This is a genomic window from Lacibacter sp. (assembly GCF_035299325.1).
Lineage (GTDB): Bacteria > Bacteroidota > Bacteroidia > Chitinophagales > Chitinophagaceae > Lacibacter.
Genome location: NZ_DATGWT010000007.1, coordinates 58,711 through 74,541 on the forward strand (window position 1 = coordinate 58,711; position 15,831 = coordinate 74,541).

Below are 15,831 nucleotides of genomic sequence, written 5' to 3' on the forward strand. Positions count from 1 at the left end.
TCAATTTGTAGTTTATAGTTTTAATGCCTGCGATTCCAAATCATAAATCAAACATCAGACATTTTCGTGTTTCTCACATTATACTTTTCGATTATCTTATCACATGCCATATCGATCATTTCATACACAGTATGATAGCCATCTTCTTTTCCATACCATGGATCGGGAACAGCCCTGTTCTCACCGGGATATAATTCATTCAACAGCAGATCCACTTTATCTTCTTTCCACAACCTGCCACTCATTTGTTTTACATCAATGTAGTTGCTGCTGTCCATTACATAAATGAAATCATAATTGAGAAAATCTTCTTTTACAAATTGACGTGCCCGTTGTTTGCTGATGTCAACTCCATTATGCTTTGCAACCTTAATACTTAAATGATGCGGCGGTTCACCTGCATGCCATGCGCCTGTGCCTGCACTTTCAACACTCCATTGCAAACCGGCTTTCCATGCTTTGTGCTGCAGCACACCTTCAGCCAAAGGACTTCTGCAAATATTGCCCAAACAAACCATTAAGATGCGCATGAGCGCAAAGATAAGGTGTAAGGTAAAAGGCACAAGACGCAAGAATGAAAATCCAATATCCAAAAAACAAGGTACAAGAAGTAAAAGCCAATGTCCAAAATCCAAACATCCCACATCATTCATTTTTTACTTCTTATTTGCTTTTTGCAAATTGTCTGTTGCTTATTCTTTTCTTGTGGATTTCTTTCAGCAGCGCATCTAATTACCGTTATCATTTCATCAGCAGCCGGCCGGCGAATGTGTAATGAAAATTTGTTTGAGTGTATGATCTGTCATACGCAAACAGATATATCAATTATTTCACATCACCAAAACGTTGTCACATGAAAAGCGAACAAATTCTTACTGCCGATCTGCTTGATATTTTATTTGAAAACCGTAACAAAGCTTACGGTGCTTATTCCATCCGCAGAGCTTATCCATCGCATCTCAAAAAAGCTATGGGAATAATGTTGTTATTAGTAACCGCCGTTTCATTGTATGTAATGAGTAAGCCAAAGAAGCCAACTCAAAGAGCATTTACAATTGTTCTGGAACCAGATCATAAATTGGCGGATATTAAAGAGATTGATAAGCCAAAGGAACAAAAACCCCAACAACGAACTGTAGAAGCACAGCCTCCAACAAAAGTTGACAGGCAAATTGTAATCGTGCCAGATGATCAAATAACTAAAAATCCCCCCATTGACAGAACTGATCCGGAAGAATATGTTCCGGGAAGCGAAAACAAACCTGCAGTCGGCGAAGGCGGAGAGCTATTTGTTCAGGGAAAACCCGGCGAAACAAACATCACCCCAAACCCACCACAGATTGCTGCACCCGAGGAACCTGTTATTCTTGAACATCCCGATGAAAATCCTGAATTTCCTGGTGGTATGGAAGCCTGGTCCCGCTACCTGCAACGCATGTTACGTGTGCCCGACGAATTAGAATCAGGTGACAGGAAAACGGTAAGGGTAAAATTTGTGGTGAATGCCAACGGAGAAGTAACAGATGCAGTTATTACCATGAGTGGAGGAAAGGAGTTTGATAAGGAAGTGATGCGTGTAATTGGCCGTATGCCCAATTGGAAACCCGGGAAACAAAGAGGAAAACCAGTGGCATCTTATTTTACACAACCGGTAACCTTTACCGTGCCCGAAGAGTAAAAATTAGTTAACTTGCCCGCTCCCTAAAAAGCTTACATGTCAATCCAGGAAGATTTCAGGAAAAAAAATAAACCCGTGAATGTAAAGGCAGTGTTCGACATTGTCATGGGCATCATTTACCTGGTTATGGGGGCGGTTCTTGCTTTATCAAAATATCTCGGACTGGAAATTACATTTCCACCCCCCGATGTAGTGATCGTATTCGGAATTGCCGCATTTTTATATGGGGCATTCCGCATTTTCAGGGGTGTAAAAACCTATAACAATCCATCATAAGTCATGAAGAAATGGAGCATGGTACTGTTTGGCTGTTTAAGCCTGTTTCTTTTTTCCTGTAAGGGAAAAAAGGCGCAGCCTGCTGATTCGGCGACTGATGGCACCATACATATCAGTGTAGATGAATCGTTCAAACCCATTATTGAAGAACAGATACAGGTTTTTCAATCGGCTTACCCTAAGACGAAGATCATTGCTCATTACAAGCCGGAAGCTGATTGCTGGAACGATCTGTTGAACGACAGTACCCGGATGGTGATCGTCACCAAAAAAATCACCTCCGAAGAGGCAAACTACTATGCCGATTCTCTTGGCTTATATCCCCAAAGTGATCTGCTTGCAAGCGATGCCGTTGCATTGGTGGTGAACAGAAATGCTCCTGATTCCGTTTTTACCAAGGAAGAAGTGGCAGGAATGTTGTTAGGTACGGAGAAGTTGCCTTATAAACTTGTTTTTGACGGGGTAAATGCAACCAGTACGGTACGTTATGCCATCGATAGTATATTGAAAGGAAAGTTGTTTAATACATCGATCATTACAGCTGCAAGAAGCAGCAGCGAGGTGGTAGAATATATTGCAGCAAACCCGGGTTATATTGGTTTTGTAGGAGTTAGCTGGATCGGTAATCCTGAAGACAGCAAGCAACTGGAGCTGTTGAAGAAGGTGCGGATTGCATGGCTTCCCTGCGATAGTTGCGAAGAAGCAAACACTTATACAAAACCATGGCAGGAAGATATTTTAACAAAACGTTATCCTTACACAAGGGAGATCTATTACGTCTTAAAAGAGAATCATGTGGGCCTGGGAAAAGCATTCGTGAATTTTATGAACAGCGACAGGGGACAACTGATCTTTAGAAGAGGATATCTGGTACCGGCAAGAAGGATTTTTATCATGAGAGAAACTCAACTGAAATTAGTGAAGCCTGTAAAGCAATAATTTTAATATTTTTACCGACCCTGAGCAACCGATTACTTAAACCAAAGAAAGAAAAAATGAAACGATCACTCAGTTTAGCATTTGTGGCAGTTTTTTTCGTGCAGCAGTTGTTGGCACAATCTATTGATGATGGAAAGAAGTTCATGTACTATGAGCGGTTCAAAAGCGCAAAAGATGTTTTTGAGAAACTCGTAGCTGCAAACCCCAAGAATGAGGAAGCAGCCTATTGGTTGGGTCAGGCATACATTGGTTTGGAAGATGTAGTCAAAGCAAAACAAACCTACCAGACAGCTTTGCAGGCCAATGCTACTTCTCCTATCCTCCTCGCAGGTATGGGACATGTTGAATTGCTTGAAAATAAAGCAACTGATGCCCGTAATCATTTTGATATGGCGATCAACACGAGCAAATCAAAAGATAATGAAGTATTGCATGCGGTAGGCCGTGCAAATGCTTATACAAAAGCGGGTGATGCTAATTATGGTATTGGTCATCTGCAAAAGATCACAACAACTAAGAAATTCAACGACCCTTCGGTTTTTGTAACCATTGGTGATGCATACAGGAAATTGGTGGATGGCGGTAATGCAGTGCTTGCATTCAAAAACGCCCTCACCCTTAATCCTAAATATGCAGCTGCAAAGCATAAAGAAGGATTGATTTACGAGAGTCAAAAGAACAGGGAATTCTTTTTGCCAGCTTTTGAAGAGGCTGTTTCTATGGATCCAAATTATGGTCCTGCTTTCTATTCTTTGTATGCATACTGGTATTTCAGAGATGTTGCTAAAGCAGAAGACTATTTAAACAAATATATTGCTGTGATCGACAGCGATCCGCAAAATGATTATTTCCGGATTTATCTCAAATACGCTTCAGGCCAATTTAAAGAGGCTATTACTCAGAGCGATGATCTAATTAAAAGAGTTGGTGCGGACGTGATTAAGCCACGTATCTATGTGTTAAAGGCCTATAGTCATAAGTCATTGGCTGAAAAGCTGGCCAAAGAAAAGGATTCTGTTAATGCGGTTGCAGAATACGCCAATGCAAAAAAGAATATTGACGTATACCTGACTAAATCAAAGCAGGAAGAAATTGTTCCAAAAGATTACGAGTTGCTTGGAGATATCATGTCTGGAACACCCGGCAGCGAATCGCAGGCATATGCTTATTATGAAAAAGCGATGAATGTAGATACGGTGCAGGAGAACAAAGCTTCCTATTTAGACAAGGCAATTGTTCTTGCAAATAAACTGAATGACAAGGTTGCAAAGGCTTATTGGCAAGAGAAGCAATATAATGCTAAAAAATCGCCAAGTAATGTAGACATGTATAATTTAGGTCGTACATTCTTTGATGCAGGTTCTGCGTCCGGAGATTTTAACTTTTACCGTAAAGCAGACAGCGTATTTGCTATTTACACAACGCAGTACCCTGATCAGGCTTATGGTTACTATTGGCGTGCACGCTCTAACTGGAGCATCGACACCAGCATGGTAAACAGCATGGCCAACCCGCATTTTGAAAAATTTGTGCAGGTTGCTTCTGCCAGCAAGGACTCTGTTTCATTCCGTCCGCAGATTAAATTGGCTTATAAATATTTTATTGGCTATAACATTTTTGTGAAGAAAGATTATAAAGTTGCCATCGAGTTTTGCGATAAGATCCTGGCAATTGATCCGGCTGATAAAGAGGCCGCTGAATATAAGCGTCAGCTCACCGGCGGTAAATCACAGGCAACCGGTAACAACAGCAAAGCAACGAGTGGGGTAAACAGTAATTCTGTTACGGGGCGTAATGAAAGACAGGCTTTCATTTACAGTTAACTGATCTTGATTTCATTTTATTTATAGATCCCTCCGCAATAGCGGGGGGATTTTTTTTTATTACAGGGAATTTCCAATACCCTGCCTTATTTTTGCGGCATTCAAAACCTGCATTTACATGAAATGGTTTTTCTTTTTACAGTCCAGTCCCGCAGCACCCGTTGTTCAATCGGTGAATGATTCAGGTAATTATTTCCCTATCGGTATCCAGATATTGTTTGCAGTTGGTTTCGTAGCAGTGATGATGGTGGTAACACATTTGCTTGGTCCTAAACGCCCAACTGCTCAAAAGCTGGAAAACTTTGAAAGTGGTATCGAAATTCATGGTAATGCCCGTCAGCCAATGGCGGTAAAATACTTCCTGGTAGCCATTTTGTTTGTGTTGTTTGATGTGGAAGTGATCTTTTTCTATCCCTACGCTGTTAATTTCAGGGAGTTGGGATGGAGCGGATTCATGGCTGTATTGATGTTTGTAGGATTTTTTCTTTGCGGATTCTATTATATTATCAAGAAAGGTGCGTTGAACTGGGAAGATTAAGCTGAACAATCACAGATTTGAAATGTGAAACTTGCTGCCTTGCAAACTTTGTGGTGCAGTAGTTGTTGTGAGACTGGTAGAAAGCATTTCATTTCAAATCTTCAACTAAAAATATTATGTCACGTCCGGTACAATTTAATATCAACCCAATACCAACCGACTATAAAGGTCATATCAGCATGGTTGGTATGCCCGATGGTCATATGGGTGAAGGGTTCTTTGCTACTAAGCTCAGCGAAGTAGTAGGGCTGGCCCGTAAGAATTCTATTTGGCCATTACCTTTTGCAACATCCTGCTGCGGTATCGAGTTTATGGCAACGGCTGCTGCTCATTACGATCTTGGTCGTTTTGGTTCTGAGCGGATGGCCTTTACTCCCCGCCAGTGCGATCTGATGATGGTAATGGGTACAATTTCTAAGAAAATGGGACCCGTTGTAAAACAGGTGTACCTGCAAATGGCCGAACCCCGTTGGGTAATGGCTGTGGGTGCATGTGCCAGCAGCGGTGGTATTTTCGATACATACAGTGTGTTACAGGGTATTGATCAGGTAGTTCCGGTAGATGTATATGTACCAGGGTGTCCTCCACGTCCGGAAGCAATTCTGGATGGTTTGATGAAAGTGCAGGAGTTAGTGGGGCAGGAAAGTCTCCGCCGCCGCAACAGTGAACATTATCAAAAATTATTGGATAGTTACGGAATACAATAAGGCTGCCAGCCTCACGCTACTAGCTTCAAGCTTTGGCGTGCAGCAAGCAGCGAAAAGCGTGAAGCGTTTATGAGTTTAACCAACGAACAGATTCAAAACAAACTGGTAGAGAAATTTGGAGAGCAAGTATATGCTTTTTCCGAGCCGTATGGCATGCTCACATTTGAAGCGCCAAAAGATTTGAATTTAAAAGTACTCCAGTTCTTATTTGACGACGAAACATTGCAGTTTCGTTTCCTTACTGATTTACAGGCTGTGCATTATCCAACCGATAAAGGACGTGAATTAGCAGTGGTGTATCACTTGCACAACCTGGTTGATAATGTGCGTATCCGTTTTAAAGTATTTACTGATATCAATACTCCCGATGTGTTTACAGCAACACAATTGTACTCATCGGCCAACTGGATGGAGCGTGAAACCTATGATTTTTTTGGTGTGAATTTCGTTGGGCATCCGAATCTCAAACGCATTCTGAATGTAGATGAGATGGATTATTTCCCGATGCGCAAAGAATTTCCGTTGGAAGATCAGACAAGGATTGATAAAGACGATGAGATGTTTGGAAGAGGAGGAAGTATTAATTAATGAATAATGCGTAATGAATAATGAGTGACGTTCAAAATATATTATTACCGGAAGGTTCCATTGAGAAGCAAACGATCACGCTCAATGTAGGGCCTACGCATCCTGCTACACATGGTGTGTTTCAAAACATCATGGAAATGGACGGGGAGCGGGTGATGTCTTCTGAATCAACAGTAGGCTATATTCACCGTGCATTTGAAAAGCTGGCCGAACGTCGTCCGCTTTATCAGATCACACCTATTACTGATCGTCTGAATTATTGCAGCAGCCCTATTAATAATATTGGCTGGCATCTTACCTGCGAAAAATTATTAGGTATTCAAACGCCCAAGCGTGTTGATTACCTGCGTGTCATTCTCATGGAGCTTGCACGCATCAGTGATCACCTGATTTGTAATTCAATTTTAGGTGTTGATACAGGCGCCTTCTCAGGTTTCGTTTATCTGATGGAGTTCCGTGAATTGATCTATGAAATTTATGAAGAGATCTGCGGCAGCCGCTTAACAACCAATATTGGTCGCATTGGTGGTTTCGAACGAAACTTTACACCGGTTGCGTGGGAAAAATTAGAGAAGTTCCTCAAAGAATATCCAAAGGCATTAAAAGAATTTGAAAACCTGTTCACCCGTAACCGCATTTTCATGGATCGTACCATTGGTTGCGGTCCTATTTCTGCAGAGCGTGCATTGAACTATGGTTTTACCGGTCCAAACCTGCGTGCTGCCGGTGTGGATTATGATGTACGTGTTCATACACCTTATTCATCTTACGAAGATTTCAATTTCATTGTTCCTGTTGGAACAACCGGTGATACATACGATCGATATCTCGTTCGTAATGTTGAAATGTGGGAGAGCTTAAGCATTATTGAACAGGCGTATCAGAAGATACAGGATTTCAAAGGTGCCGATGCAGAAGTGTATCATGCGCATGTGCCGGAGTATTATTTGCCAGAAAAGAAAGAGGTGTACACCAGTATGGAAGCGCTCATCTGGCACTTCAAGATCATTATGGGTGAAATTGAAATGCCAAAAGGTGAAGTATATAACAGCGTAGAAGGTGCAAACGGTGAGTTAGGTTATTATTTTATCAGTGATGGTGGCAGAACTCCTTATCGTTTACATTTCCGTCGACCATGTTTTATTTATTACCAGGCATTTGAGGAATTGGTAAAAGGTGGGATGTTGAGTGATGCCATTGTGGTAATGAGTAGCTTGAATTTGATTGCGGGAGAATTAGACGCATAAAAAATTGCAGATGTCAGATTTTAGATTGCAGATTTACTTAAAGGCAATCTAAAATCGCAAATCTAAAATCTAAAATAGATGATTCGGTTTTCAGAAGATAAGTTAAAGCAGGTAGAAGAGATGATCTCTCATTACCCGGAAGGCAAACAAAAAAGTGCGTTGCTTCCATTGCTGCATTTTGTGCAGAAGGAAAATGGTGGATGGTTAAGTTCGGAAGCAATGGACTATGCAGCGGAATTATTAAAGATCGCTCCGATTGAAGTGTATGAAGTAGCTACATTCTACAGCATGTACAATTTACAACCTGTAGGCAAAACAATATTTGAAGTTTGTCAAACCGGTCCTTGCATGTTGAGAGGAAGTGATGGAATTGTAGATTATATCTACGAGAAGCTGGGCATCAAACCCGGGCAAACAACAGCAGATGGACTGTTTACATTGAAGACGGTGGAATGTTTAGGTGCCTGTGGTTATGCACCTATGATGCAGTTGGGTCCTGATTATCGTGAACACCTCACCAAAGAAAAGATCGACGCATTGATTGCAGAAGGGAAAGCTAAAGCCAATTAAAGATGACAAAGAAAACGGCCATGTTTATTGGGTTTTTACTTTCAACATCAGCGATGATTGTTATCATCGTTTTCCTGATGAGCAAGGATAAAGCAACCATGCGCCCAATGATGTTTGTGGGAATAGGATTGGCACTAGGATCATTAGTTCTCAGAAACCTGATTCGTTTTAAACCGGAATGGTTTAAAGACAATAATGTTGAATAGAATTAAGAACGTACAAGAGTGCGACGCAACAGCAGCTAAACAGGAGTAAAATTGCTGATAACAAAAAATAAAAACATTCTCCTCTAGGAGACAGAGGTATATGGGAAGAAAATTACTTTTAGACAAAGCACATATTGAAGGCATCAGGCATTATGATGTGTATCGCCGTGAAGGTGGTTACCGCAGCGTGGAGAAAGCATTGAAGACAATGGCTCCCGAAGCTGTAACAGAAGAAGTAAAGAAAAGTGGATTGCGTGGCAGAGGTGGTGCAGGTTTTCCTACGGGCATGAAATGGAGTTTCCTTGCAAAGCCTGAGGGTGTTCCCCGTTATTTGGTGGTGAATGCAGATGAGAGTGAGCCGGGTACATTCAAGGATCGTTACCTGATGGAATTTATTCCACATCTGTTGATTGAAGGAATGATCACCGCATCGTACGCATTGGGCAGCAATACTTCTTATATCTACATCCGTGGTGAATACTGGTGGGTGAAAGAAATTTTAGAAGTAGCGGTGCAGGAAGCACGCAATGCAGGTTGGTTAGGAAAAAATATTTTAGGCAGCGGTTTCGATTGCGACATCTTTGTGCAACCAGGTGCAGGTGCTTATATCTGCGGTGAAGAAACCGCATTGATTGAAAGCTTGGAAGGTAAGCGTGGTAATCCACGTATTAAGCCTCCGTTTCCTGCGGTAAAAGGGTTGTGGGGATGCCCAACAGTGGTGAACAATGTGGAAACCATTGCAGCAGTTGTGCCAATTGTAAACGATGGTGGTGATGAATATGCCAAGATTGGTATTGGCAAATCAACAGGAACAAAATTGATTTCTGCATGCGGTAACTTAAACAAGCCCGGTGTGTATGAAATTGAAATGAATATTTCGGTTGAAGAATTTATTTACAGTGACGAGTACTGCGGAGGCATTGCTAATAATAAAAGATTGAAAGCATGTATTCCCGGTGGTTCATCGGTTCCGATTCTACCTGCAAATCTTTTGTTGAAAACAGCAAAGGGCGAAACTAGGATGATGACCTATGAAAGTTTGAGTGATGGTGGTTTTGCAACCGGTAGTATGATGGGTAGTGGTGGTTTTATTGCAATGGATGAAGATCAGTGCGTGGTGAAACACACTTATACCTTAGCCCGTTTCTATCGTCATGAAAGTTGCGGACAATGTTCGCCTTGCAGAGAAGGGACCGGTTGGATGGAAAAAATTCTGCTCAACATTGAAAACGGAAAAGGCAAGATGAATGATATCGATTTGCTTTGGGATATTCAACGCAAGATCGAAGGAAATACCATTTGTCCGTTAGGTGATGCAGCAGCATGGCCGGTGGCAGCAGCTATCCGTCATTTCCGTGATGAGTTTGAATGGCATGTAACAAATCCGGCAGATGCATTGAAGAGGAACTATGGTTTGGCGAATTATGCGAAACCATTAGAGATTGCGGCACCAACTGCATAACAAATTTGAAAGAACGTATTTATTAATATGGCAGACGAAAAGAAATTATTTACAGTAACCATCGACAACATCACCGTTGAAGTGGAGCCGGGAACAACTATTCTGCAGGCTGCACGGAAAGTAGGTGGTGATGTAGCGCCGCCGGCGATGTGTTATTACACAAAGCTGAAAGATAGTGGTGGTAAGTGTCGTACTTGCTTAGTGGAAGTTGCTGCAGGTTCTGCGGCAGATCCACGACCAATGCCAAAGTTGGTGGCAAGTTGCCGTACCAATGTAATGGACGGAATGGTGGTGAAAAATATTACCAGCGATCGTGTAATTGATGCAAGAAATGGTGTGGTTGAATTTTTATTGATCAATCATCCGTTGGATTGTCCGATCTGCGACCAGGCAGGTGAATGTCATTTGCAGGATCTCAGTTACGAACATGGCAAAGGTGCCAGCCGTTACGAGTTCAAACGCAGAACATTCGATAAGCATGATCTGGGTCCATACATTCAACTGCACATGACACGTTGCATTCTTTGTTATCGTTGTGTGTACACTGCTGATCAGGTGACGAATGAACGCAAACATGGTATTTTAATGCGTGGCGATCATTCTGAAATTGCAACGTATATCGAGAAGAGTTTAGATAATGATTTTATTGGCAATGTGATCGATGTTTGTCCTGTAGGCGCATTAACCGATAGAACATTCCGTTTCAAAAACCGTGTGTGGTTTACCAAGCCGGTTGATGCACATTGCAACTGTGATAAATGTAGTGGTGAAGTGCAACTTTGGATGCGTGGTGATGAAGTGCTTCGTGTAACGGCACGTAAAGATGAGTGGGGTGAAGTAAAAGATACAACGAAAGGTGAAACAGGATGGATTTGTAATACCTGTCGCTTCGAACGGAAGAAAGCAAGCGATTGGGTCATTGAAGGACCATCACAGATCAATCGTCATTCGGTTATTTCACAAGGACATTATGAGAATGGAGTAAAACCAAATGAAACAATTAAGAAGGTAATGGGAGGAAGGGATCCGAAGTTGCTCATGAACATTAAAGATGTAAGTGAAGTAAACCAGGTGGAGTTGAGTGAAATAAAAGGAGCGGCCACGTCGGAATCGTTTAAACAATTGAAGAAAGGAAATTAATGGATATGACTTTATTAGCAGTCGATTGGGCAATGGTGCTGGAGAAAACGATCTTCATTGCTGTTATTATCACTATTTCATTGGTGGTTGCGCTATACATGACGTTCGGCGAACGCAAAGTAGCAGCATGGATTCAGGATCGTGTTGGTCCCAACCGTGCAGGTCCGTTTGGTATTTTACAACCGCTGGCCGATGGTTTGAAGATGTTTTTTAAAGAAGAGATCATCCCCACTTCTTCCAATAAAATTTTATTTATTCTCGGTCCGTCATTGGCCATGATCACAGCGATGTTAACCAGCGCTGTCATTCCATGGGGCGATAAAGCAGAATTATTCGGACGCACTATTACATTACAGATTGCTGATGTAAATATTGGTATCCTCTATGTATTCGGAATTTTAAGTTTAGGTGTTTATGGTATTATGATCGGTGCATGGGCGAGTAATAACAAGTTTTCGTTGATGGGCGGTTTGCGTGCAGCGTCACAGATCATTTCGTATGAACTGGCGATGGGTATTTCGTTGATCGCTTTGATCATGGTAACCGGCACGTTGAGTCTTGGTGAAATGGTGCAGCAACAACAAGATGGCTGGTGGAACTTTTTTGTGCAGCCACTCGGCTTCTTCATTTTCTTAGTGTGTGCGTTTGCTGAATGTAACCGTACACCATTCGATCTTGCAGAAGCAGAGAACGAATTGATCGGTGGTTACCACTCTGAGTATTCAAGTTTGAAGTTGGGTTTCTATTTGTTTGCTGAATACATCAATATGTTCATCAGCAGTGCCATCATGGCGACTTTGTATTTCGGAGGTTACGACATTATTCCATTCTATGATGAAAGTGCATGGGGTTTCTCGGCCAACATCATGGCCTTGTTAGGAGCGGCTGCCTTATTTATTAAAATTCTTGTGTTCATTTTCATATTTATGTGGGTACGTTGGACAATCCCAAGGTTCCGTTACGATCAGTTGATGAACCTCGGTTGGAAAGGATTGATTCCTTTAGCGTTGTTCAACATGTTGGTGACAGCGGCGGTGATTTTGTTTTTGAAGAAATGATAAGATGAGTGATGAATAGAATTGCTACAGTACAAGGGTGCGACGCAACAAAAGAAGAAGAGAGAGTTGAAGTGGATGACAAAAAATATATTTGCAAACTTTTATAAAAAACGTTGATGCAATTAACAAACAAAGCAAAACTGGTAGACCGTAAACCGATGAGTGTTGCAGAAAAGATTTATCTGCCTGCAATTTTCAAAGGAATGGGAATCACGTTTTCGCATATTTTTAAAAAGAAGGTAACGATTCAATACCCCGAACAAACAAGACCATTCAGTCCTGTGTTTCGTGGCTTGCATATCCTGAACCGTGATGAAGAAGGACGTGAAAATTGTACGGCTTGTGGTTTGTGTGCAGTAGCTTGCCCGGCCGAAGCCATTACGATGGATGCAGCAGAACGTTTGCCCGGCGAAGAACATTTATATCGTGAAGAAAAATATGCAGCGAAGTACGAGATCAATATGCTGCGTTGCATTTTCTGTGGTTTGTGTGAAGAGGCTTGTCCGAAAGATGCGATCTATTTGACTGAAACATTTGCGCCTGCGAATTACAGCCGGCAAAGTTTTATATATGGTAAAGACAACCTCGTGATTCCTCATCCAAAGGAAAACCCGGAAGCGTTTACCAAAGCAAAAGGATTAATTGACGAACGAAAGGCGAAAGCCAATCAACAGACTGCATAACATGAGCATTACTGAAATTCTATTCTGGTTCCTCAGTGCAATGGCACTCGGCGGAGCATTGATGATGGTTACCAGCAAAAACCCGGTATACAGTGTACTGTGGTTGGTTGTTGTATTCTTTGCAATTTCCGGTCATTATATTTTATTGAACGCACAGTTTTTGGCTGTAGTGAACATTATTGTATATGCAGGTGCGATCATGGTGTTGTTCCTTTTCGTGATCATGCTCATGAACATGAATGCAGATAACGAACCACAGAAAAACAAATGGTTGAAAATAGCAGGTGCTGTTGCAGGCGGCAGTTTGATGCTGGTGTTTGTAGCTGCATTGCGCCAAACAGAAACCTTGCAGGCGCAACAAGTGAACATGGGTGGTGAAGCAGGTTTGATTAAAACATTAGGTAAAACATTGTTTACCGATTATGTATTGCCATTTGAAATAAGCAGTGTGTTGTTCTTAAGCGCCATGATAGGTGCAGTGGTAATAGGAAAGAAGGGAGATTAAGAAATTAGTAATTAGAAAATTTGAGAATTTGAAAATGATGAACTGATTGACAATTTTCAAATTTTCAAATTGAGAAATTTTCAAATTGAGTTATGCCGATCAATTATTATATCATTCTTGCAGTTGCGTTATTCAGTATTGGAGTAGCGGGTGTGTTAACACGCCGCAATGCTATCATCATTTTTATGTGTATTGAATTAATGCTGAATGCGGTGAACCTTTTGCTGGTTGCATTTTCAAAAATGCATTATGGCAATGCAGTAGCTGTTAGTCCTTCTGCTGTAGCAGGAACAGAAGCACAATTGTTTGTATTCTTTATTATGGTGGTGGCAGCAGCAGAGGTAAGTGTGGGACTGGCCATTATTGTAATGATGTACAGGAATATTCACAGCGTGGATGTAAACTTTTTGAACAGACTTAAACATTAATACAGAAGTATGAGGTAAGAAGTACGAGGTACGTACTTCCAGCTTCGTAGTTCGTACTTGACTATTATGAGCAGTATTATCGACCTGGTTTATTTGGTTCCGTTGTTTCCGTTGATCGGTTTTTTGATCAATGGATTAGGAAGGAAGAATCTCAGCAAATCGCTCAGCGGCATTATTGGCAGCGGAGTAATTCTTGCGTCGTTTATTGTGAGCCTGTTGATCTTTAACGAAACAAGAGCAGAAGGGTTTACAGCAACAACAGTAAACCTGTTTGAGTTTATCAATGTAGCGGGGTTGAATATTCCTTTCGCTTTCCAGGTTGACCAGTTGTCTGCTTTGTTCCTACTGATCATCACCGGTGTTGGCTTTCTCATTCATGTATATTCAACATCCTACATGCACGAAGAAGAACCACATCATTTTGCACGCTACTTCGCTTACCTGAATTTGTTTGTGTTCAGCATGTTATTGCTGGTGTTGGGCGCTAACTATCTCATCATGTTTATTGGATGGGAAGGTGTTGGTCTTTGTTCTTATTTACTCATCGGTTATTGGTTTAAGAATAATGAATATGGCAATGCAGCACGCAAAGCCTTTGTGATGAATAGGATTGGTGATCTTGGATTTTTATTAGGCTTGTTCTTCATCATTCAACAGTTTGGGTCATTAACATACAGTGAAGTATTTGCAAATGCACAAGGAACAGATACAGCTATTTTAACGGTGATCACCTTGTTATTGTTTGTTGGTGCTACCGGTAAGAGTGCACAAATTCCTTTGTATACCTGGTTACCCGATGCGATGGCAGGTCCAACACCCGTATCTGCACTCATCCACGCTGCAACGATGGTTACCGCAGGTATCTACATGATTGCACGCAGCAATATTTTATATACGCTTGCGCCTGTTTCACAAACAGTAGTTGCGGTGGTTGGTTTAGCAACTGCTATTCTTGCTGCAACCATTGCCATCAAGCAAAACGATATTAAAAAAGTACTGGCTTACTCAACGGTTAGTCAGTTAGGTTATATGTTTCTTGGTTTAGGAGTGGGTGCTTACACCGGTGCAGTGTTTCATGTAATGACACACGCCTTCTTCAAAGCATTGTTGTTCTTAGGTGCCGGTTCTGTTATTCATGCCATGCATCATGAGCAAGACATTCGCAAGATGGGTGGCCTGGCAAAAAAACTTCCCACAACACATTGGACATTCTTAGCCGGTTGTATTGCCATCGCCGGTATTCCTCCGTTTAGTGGTTTCTTCTCAAAAGATGAAATTTTGGTGCATGCATTTGCTGCGAATCCTGTTTATTATGTAATTGGGTTGGCAGGTGCATTAATGACTGCATTCTATATGTTCCGTTTATACGCCATGACGTTTAGTGGAACATTCCGTGGTACACATGAACTGGAACATCACTTGCATGAAAGCCCCTGGCAAATGACCATGCCATTGGTAGTATTAGCTGTATTAGCGATCGTTGCAGGTTTTCTTGGTATTCCTGAATTGTTTGCAGCCGATGCACATAAGCTGGAACATTATTTAGCACCTGTATTTAAAGCATCAACTGAAATTGCAGAAGCACATCACGTTGAGCATTCAACCGAATATATTTTGTTAGCTGTAAGTATAACGCTCATTGTTCTTTCCATTTTTTATGCATTGAACCGTTTCAGCAAAAAGCCTGAAACCGGCGAAGCAGAAGGTTTTGGAAAAGTATTGGCCAACAAATGGTATGTAGATGAACTATACAACAACATCATCACAAAACCATTGAATGGTTTGGGTGTATTCGCTAATCGTTTTATTGAGAAGAGTGGCATTGATGGAATTGTAAACGGAGTGGGTAAGAGTGTACAGTGGGGTGGTCGTCAGTTGCGTTTACTGCAAAGTGGACAGGTTGGTTCCTATGTGCTTTGGATGGTGTTGGGTATTTTGATATTATTTGTGATCACAATTACAATCCTTAAATAAATCGGGTTA

Annotated in this window: 18 protein-coding genes; 17 read left to right on the forward strand and 1 reads right to left on the reverse strand. The window is 41.5% G+C overall.

What is annotated here, in order from left to right; genetic code table 11:
- Nucleotides 1-47: 47 nt before the first annotated feature.
- Complete coding sequence (locus VK159_RS06160; protein WP_324229258.1) at nucleotides 48-530, reverse strand: low molecular weight protein-tyrosine-phosphatase; 483 nt, start codon at nucleotides 528-530, stop codon at nucleotides 48-50.
- Nucleotides 531-853: 323 nt separating this feature from the next.
- Here VK159_RS06160 and VK159_RS06165 point away from each other — a divergent pair, with 323 nt between their 5' ends.
- From VK159_RS06165 to nuoL, 17 genes are all read left to right on the forward strand, one after another.
- Nucleotides 854-1,678 (forward strand): TonB family protein, encoded by an 825-nt coding sequence (locus VK159_RS06165; RefSeq protein ID WP_324229259.1) that lies wholly within the window; start codon nucleotides 854-856, stop codon nucleotides 1,676-1,678.
- Between the two features lie 36 nt (nucleotides 1,679-1,714).
- Nucleotides 1,715-1,954: a hypothetical protein gene (locus tag VK159_RS06170; RefSeq protein WP_324229260.1), complete on the forward strand. Its 240-nt coding sequence runs from the start codon at nucleotides 1,715-1,717 to the stop codon at nucleotides 1,952-1,954.
- Nucleotides 1,955-1,957: 3 nt separating this feature from the next.
- The gene (locus VK159_RS06175) at nucleotides 1,958-2,893 is read left to right on the forward strand and encodes a substrate-binding domain-containing protein (RefSeq protein ID WP_324229261.1); all 936 of its coding nucleotides are present in this window, start codon (nucleotides 1,958-1,960) and stop codon (nucleotides 2,891-2,893) included.
- Between the two features lie 56 nt (nucleotides 2,894-2,949).
- Entirely contained in the window at nucleotides 2,950-4,716 is a 1,767-nt protein-coding gene (locus VK159_RS06180; RefSeq protein WP_324229262.1) for a tetratricopeptide repeat protein, read from the forward strand.
- Between the two features lie 118 nt (nucleotides 4,717-4,834).
- A complete protein-coding gene (locus VK159_RS06185; protein ID WP_324229263.1) occupies nucleotides 4,835-5,254 on the forward strand; it encodes an NADH-quinone oxidoreductase subunit A in 420 nt (139 codons plus the stop codon).
- 116 nt (nucleotides 5,255-5,370) lie between these two features.
- Complete coding sequence (locus tag VK159_RS06190; protein ID WP_324229264.1) at nucleotides 5,371-5,961, forward strand: NADH-quinone oxidoreductase subunit B; 591 nt, start codon at nucleotides 5,371-5,373, stop codon at nucleotides 5,959-5,961.
- A gap of 69 nt (nucleotides 5,962-6,030) precedes the next feature.
- Entirely contained in the window at nucleotides 6,031-6,549 is a 519-nt protein-coding gene (locus VK159_RS06195; protein WP_324229265.1) for an NADH-quinone oxidoreductase subunit C, read from the forward strand.
- 20 nt (nucleotides 6,550-6,569) lie between these two features.
- A complete protein-coding gene (locus VK159_RS06200) occupies nucleotides 6,570-7,796 on the forward strand; it encodes an NADH-quinone oxidoreductase subunit D (protein WP_324229266.1) in 1,227 nt (408 codons plus the stop codon).
- Nucleotides 7,797-7,874: 78 nt separating this feature from the next.
- Nucleotides 7,875-8,366 (forward strand): NADH-quinone oxidoreductase subunit NuoE, encoded by a 492-nt coding sequence (nuoE, locus tag VK159_RS06205; RefSeq protein ID WP_324229267.1) that lies wholly within the window; start codon nucleotides 7,875-7,877, stop codon nucleotides 8,364-8,366.
- Between the two features lie 2 nt (nucleotides 8,367-8,368).
- Nucleotides 8,369-8,572: a hypothetical protein gene (locus VK159_RS06210; RefSeq protein ID WP_324229268.1), complete on the forward strand. Its 204-nt coding sequence runs from the start codon at nucleotides 8,369-8,371 to the stop codon at nucleotides 8,570-8,572.
- 100 nt (nucleotides 8,573-8,672) lie between these two features.
- Nucleotides 8,673-10,034: an NADH-quinone oxidoreductase subunit NuoF gene (gene nuoF / locus VK159_RS06215; RefSeq protein WP_324229269.1), complete on the forward strand. Its 1,362-nt coding sequence runs from the start codon at nucleotides 8,673-8,675 to the stop codon at nucleotides 10,032-10,034.
- Nucleotides 10,035-10,061: 27 nt separating this feature from the next.
- A complete protein-coding gene (locus tag VK159_RS06220) occupies nucleotides 10,062-11,174 on the forward strand; it encodes a 2Fe-2S iron-sulfur cluster-binding protein (protein WP_324229270.1) in 1,113 nt (370 codons plus the stop codon).
- Nucleotides 11,175-11,179: 5 nt separating this feature from the next.
- The gene (gene nuoH, locus VK159_RS06225; RefSeq protein ID WP_324229271.1) at nucleotides 11,180-12,232 is read left to right on the forward strand and encodes an NADH-quinone oxidoreductase subunit NuoH; all 1,053 of its coding nucleotides are present in this window, start codon (nucleotides 11,180-11,182) and stop codon (nucleotides 12,230-12,232) included.
- 116 nt (nucleotides 12,233-12,348) lie between these two features.
- A complete protein-coding gene (gene nuoI / locus VK159_RS06230) occupies nucleotides 12,349-12,915 on the forward strand; it encodes an NADH-quinone oxidoreductase subunit NuoI (RefSeq protein WP_324229272.1) in 567 nt (188 codons plus the stop codon).
- Between the two features lies 1 nt (nucleotide 12,916).
- Nucleotides 12,917-13,420 (forward strand): NADH-quinone oxidoreductase subunit J, encoded by a 504-nt coding sequence (locus VK159_RS06235; protein ID WP_324229273.1) that lies wholly within the window; start codon nucleotides 12,917-12,919, stop codon nucleotides 13,418-13,420.
- Nucleotides 13,421-13,512: 92 nt separating this feature from the next.
- Entirely contained in the window at nucleotides 13,513-13,848 is a 336-nt protein-coding gene (gene nuoK, locus VK159_RS06240; protein ID WP_324229274.1) for an NADH-quinone oxidoreductase subunit NuoK, read from the forward strand.
- 66 nt (nucleotides 13,849-13,914) lie between these two features.
- Nucleotides 13,915-15,822, forward strand: a complete 1,908-nt coding sequence (gene nuoL, locus VK159_RS06245) for an NADH-quinone oxidoreductase subunit L (protein ID WP_324229275.1) — start codon at nucleotides 13,915-13,917, stop codon at nucleotides 15,820-15,822.
- Nucleotides 15,823-15,831 lie beyond the last annotated feature (9 nt).

Coding starts and splice junctions, on each gene's coding strand:
- VK159_RS06210 (WP_324229268.1), top strand. CDS start 8,369: ATGACAAAGAAAACGGCCATGTTTATTGGGTTTTTACTTTCAACATCA.
- VK159_RS06180 (WP_324229262.1), top strand. CDS start 2,950: ATGAAACGATCACTCAGTTTAGCATTTGTGGCAGTTTTTTTCGTGCAG.
- VK159_RS06190 (WP_324229264.1), top strand. CDS start 5,371: ATGTCACGTCCGGTACAATTTAATATCAACCCAATACCAACCGACTAT.
- VK159_RS06195 (WP_324229265.1), top strand. CDS start 6,031: ATGAGTTTAACCAACGAACAGATTCAAAACAAACTGGTAGAGAAATTT.
- nuoH (WP_324229271.1), top strand. CDS start 11,180: ATGACTTTATTAGCAGTCGATTGGGCAATGGTGCTGGAGAAAACGATC.
- nuoK (WP_324229274.1), top strand. CDS start 13,513: ATGCCGATCAATTATTATATCATTCTTGCAGTTGCGTTATTCAGTATT.
- VK159_RS06220 (WP_324229270.1), top strand. CDS start 10,062: ATGGCAGACGAAAAGAAATTATTTACAGTAACCATCGACAACATCACC.
- VK159_RS06165 (WP_324229259.1), top strand. CDS start 854: ATGAAAAGCGAACAAATTCTTACTGCCGATCTGCTTGATATTTTATTT.
- VK159_RS06235 (WP_324229273.1), top strand. CDS start 12,917: ATGAGCATTACTGAAATTCTATTCTGGTTCCTCAGTGCAATGGCACTC.
- VK159_RS06200 (WP_324229266.1), top strand. CDS start 6,570: ATGAGTGACGTTCAAAATATATTATTACCGGAAGGTTCCATTGAGAAG.
- nuoE (WP_324229267.1), top strand. CDS start 7,875: ATGATTCGGTTTTCAGAAGATAAGTTAAAGCAGGTAGAAGAGATGATC.
- VK159_RS06175 (WP_324229261.1), top strand. CDS start 1,958: ATGAAGAAATGGAGCATGGTACTGTTTGGCTGTTTAAGCCTGTTTCTT.
- VK159_RS06170 (WP_324229260.1), top strand. CDS start 1,715: ATGTCAATCCAGGAAGATTTCAGGAAAAAAAATAAACCCGTGAATGTA.
- VK159_RS06160 (WP_324229258.1), bottom strand. CDS start 530: ATGCGCATCTTAATGGTTTGTTTGGGCAATATTTGCAGAAGTCCTTTG.
- nuoL (WP_324229275.1), top strand. CDS start 13,915: ATGAGCAGTATTATCGACCTGGTTTATTTGGTTCCGTTGTTTCCGTTG.
- nuoF (WP_324229269.1), top strand. CDS start 8,673: ATGGGAAGAAAATTACTTTTAGACAAAGCACATATTGAAGGCATCAGG.
- VK159_RS06185 (WP_324229263.1), top strand. CDS start 4,835: ATGAAATGGTTTTTCTTTTTACAGTCCAGTCCCGCAGCACCCGTTGTT.
- nuoI (WP_324229272.1), top strand. CDS start 12,349: ATGCAATTAACAAACAAAGCAAAACTGGTAGACCGTAAACCGATGAGT.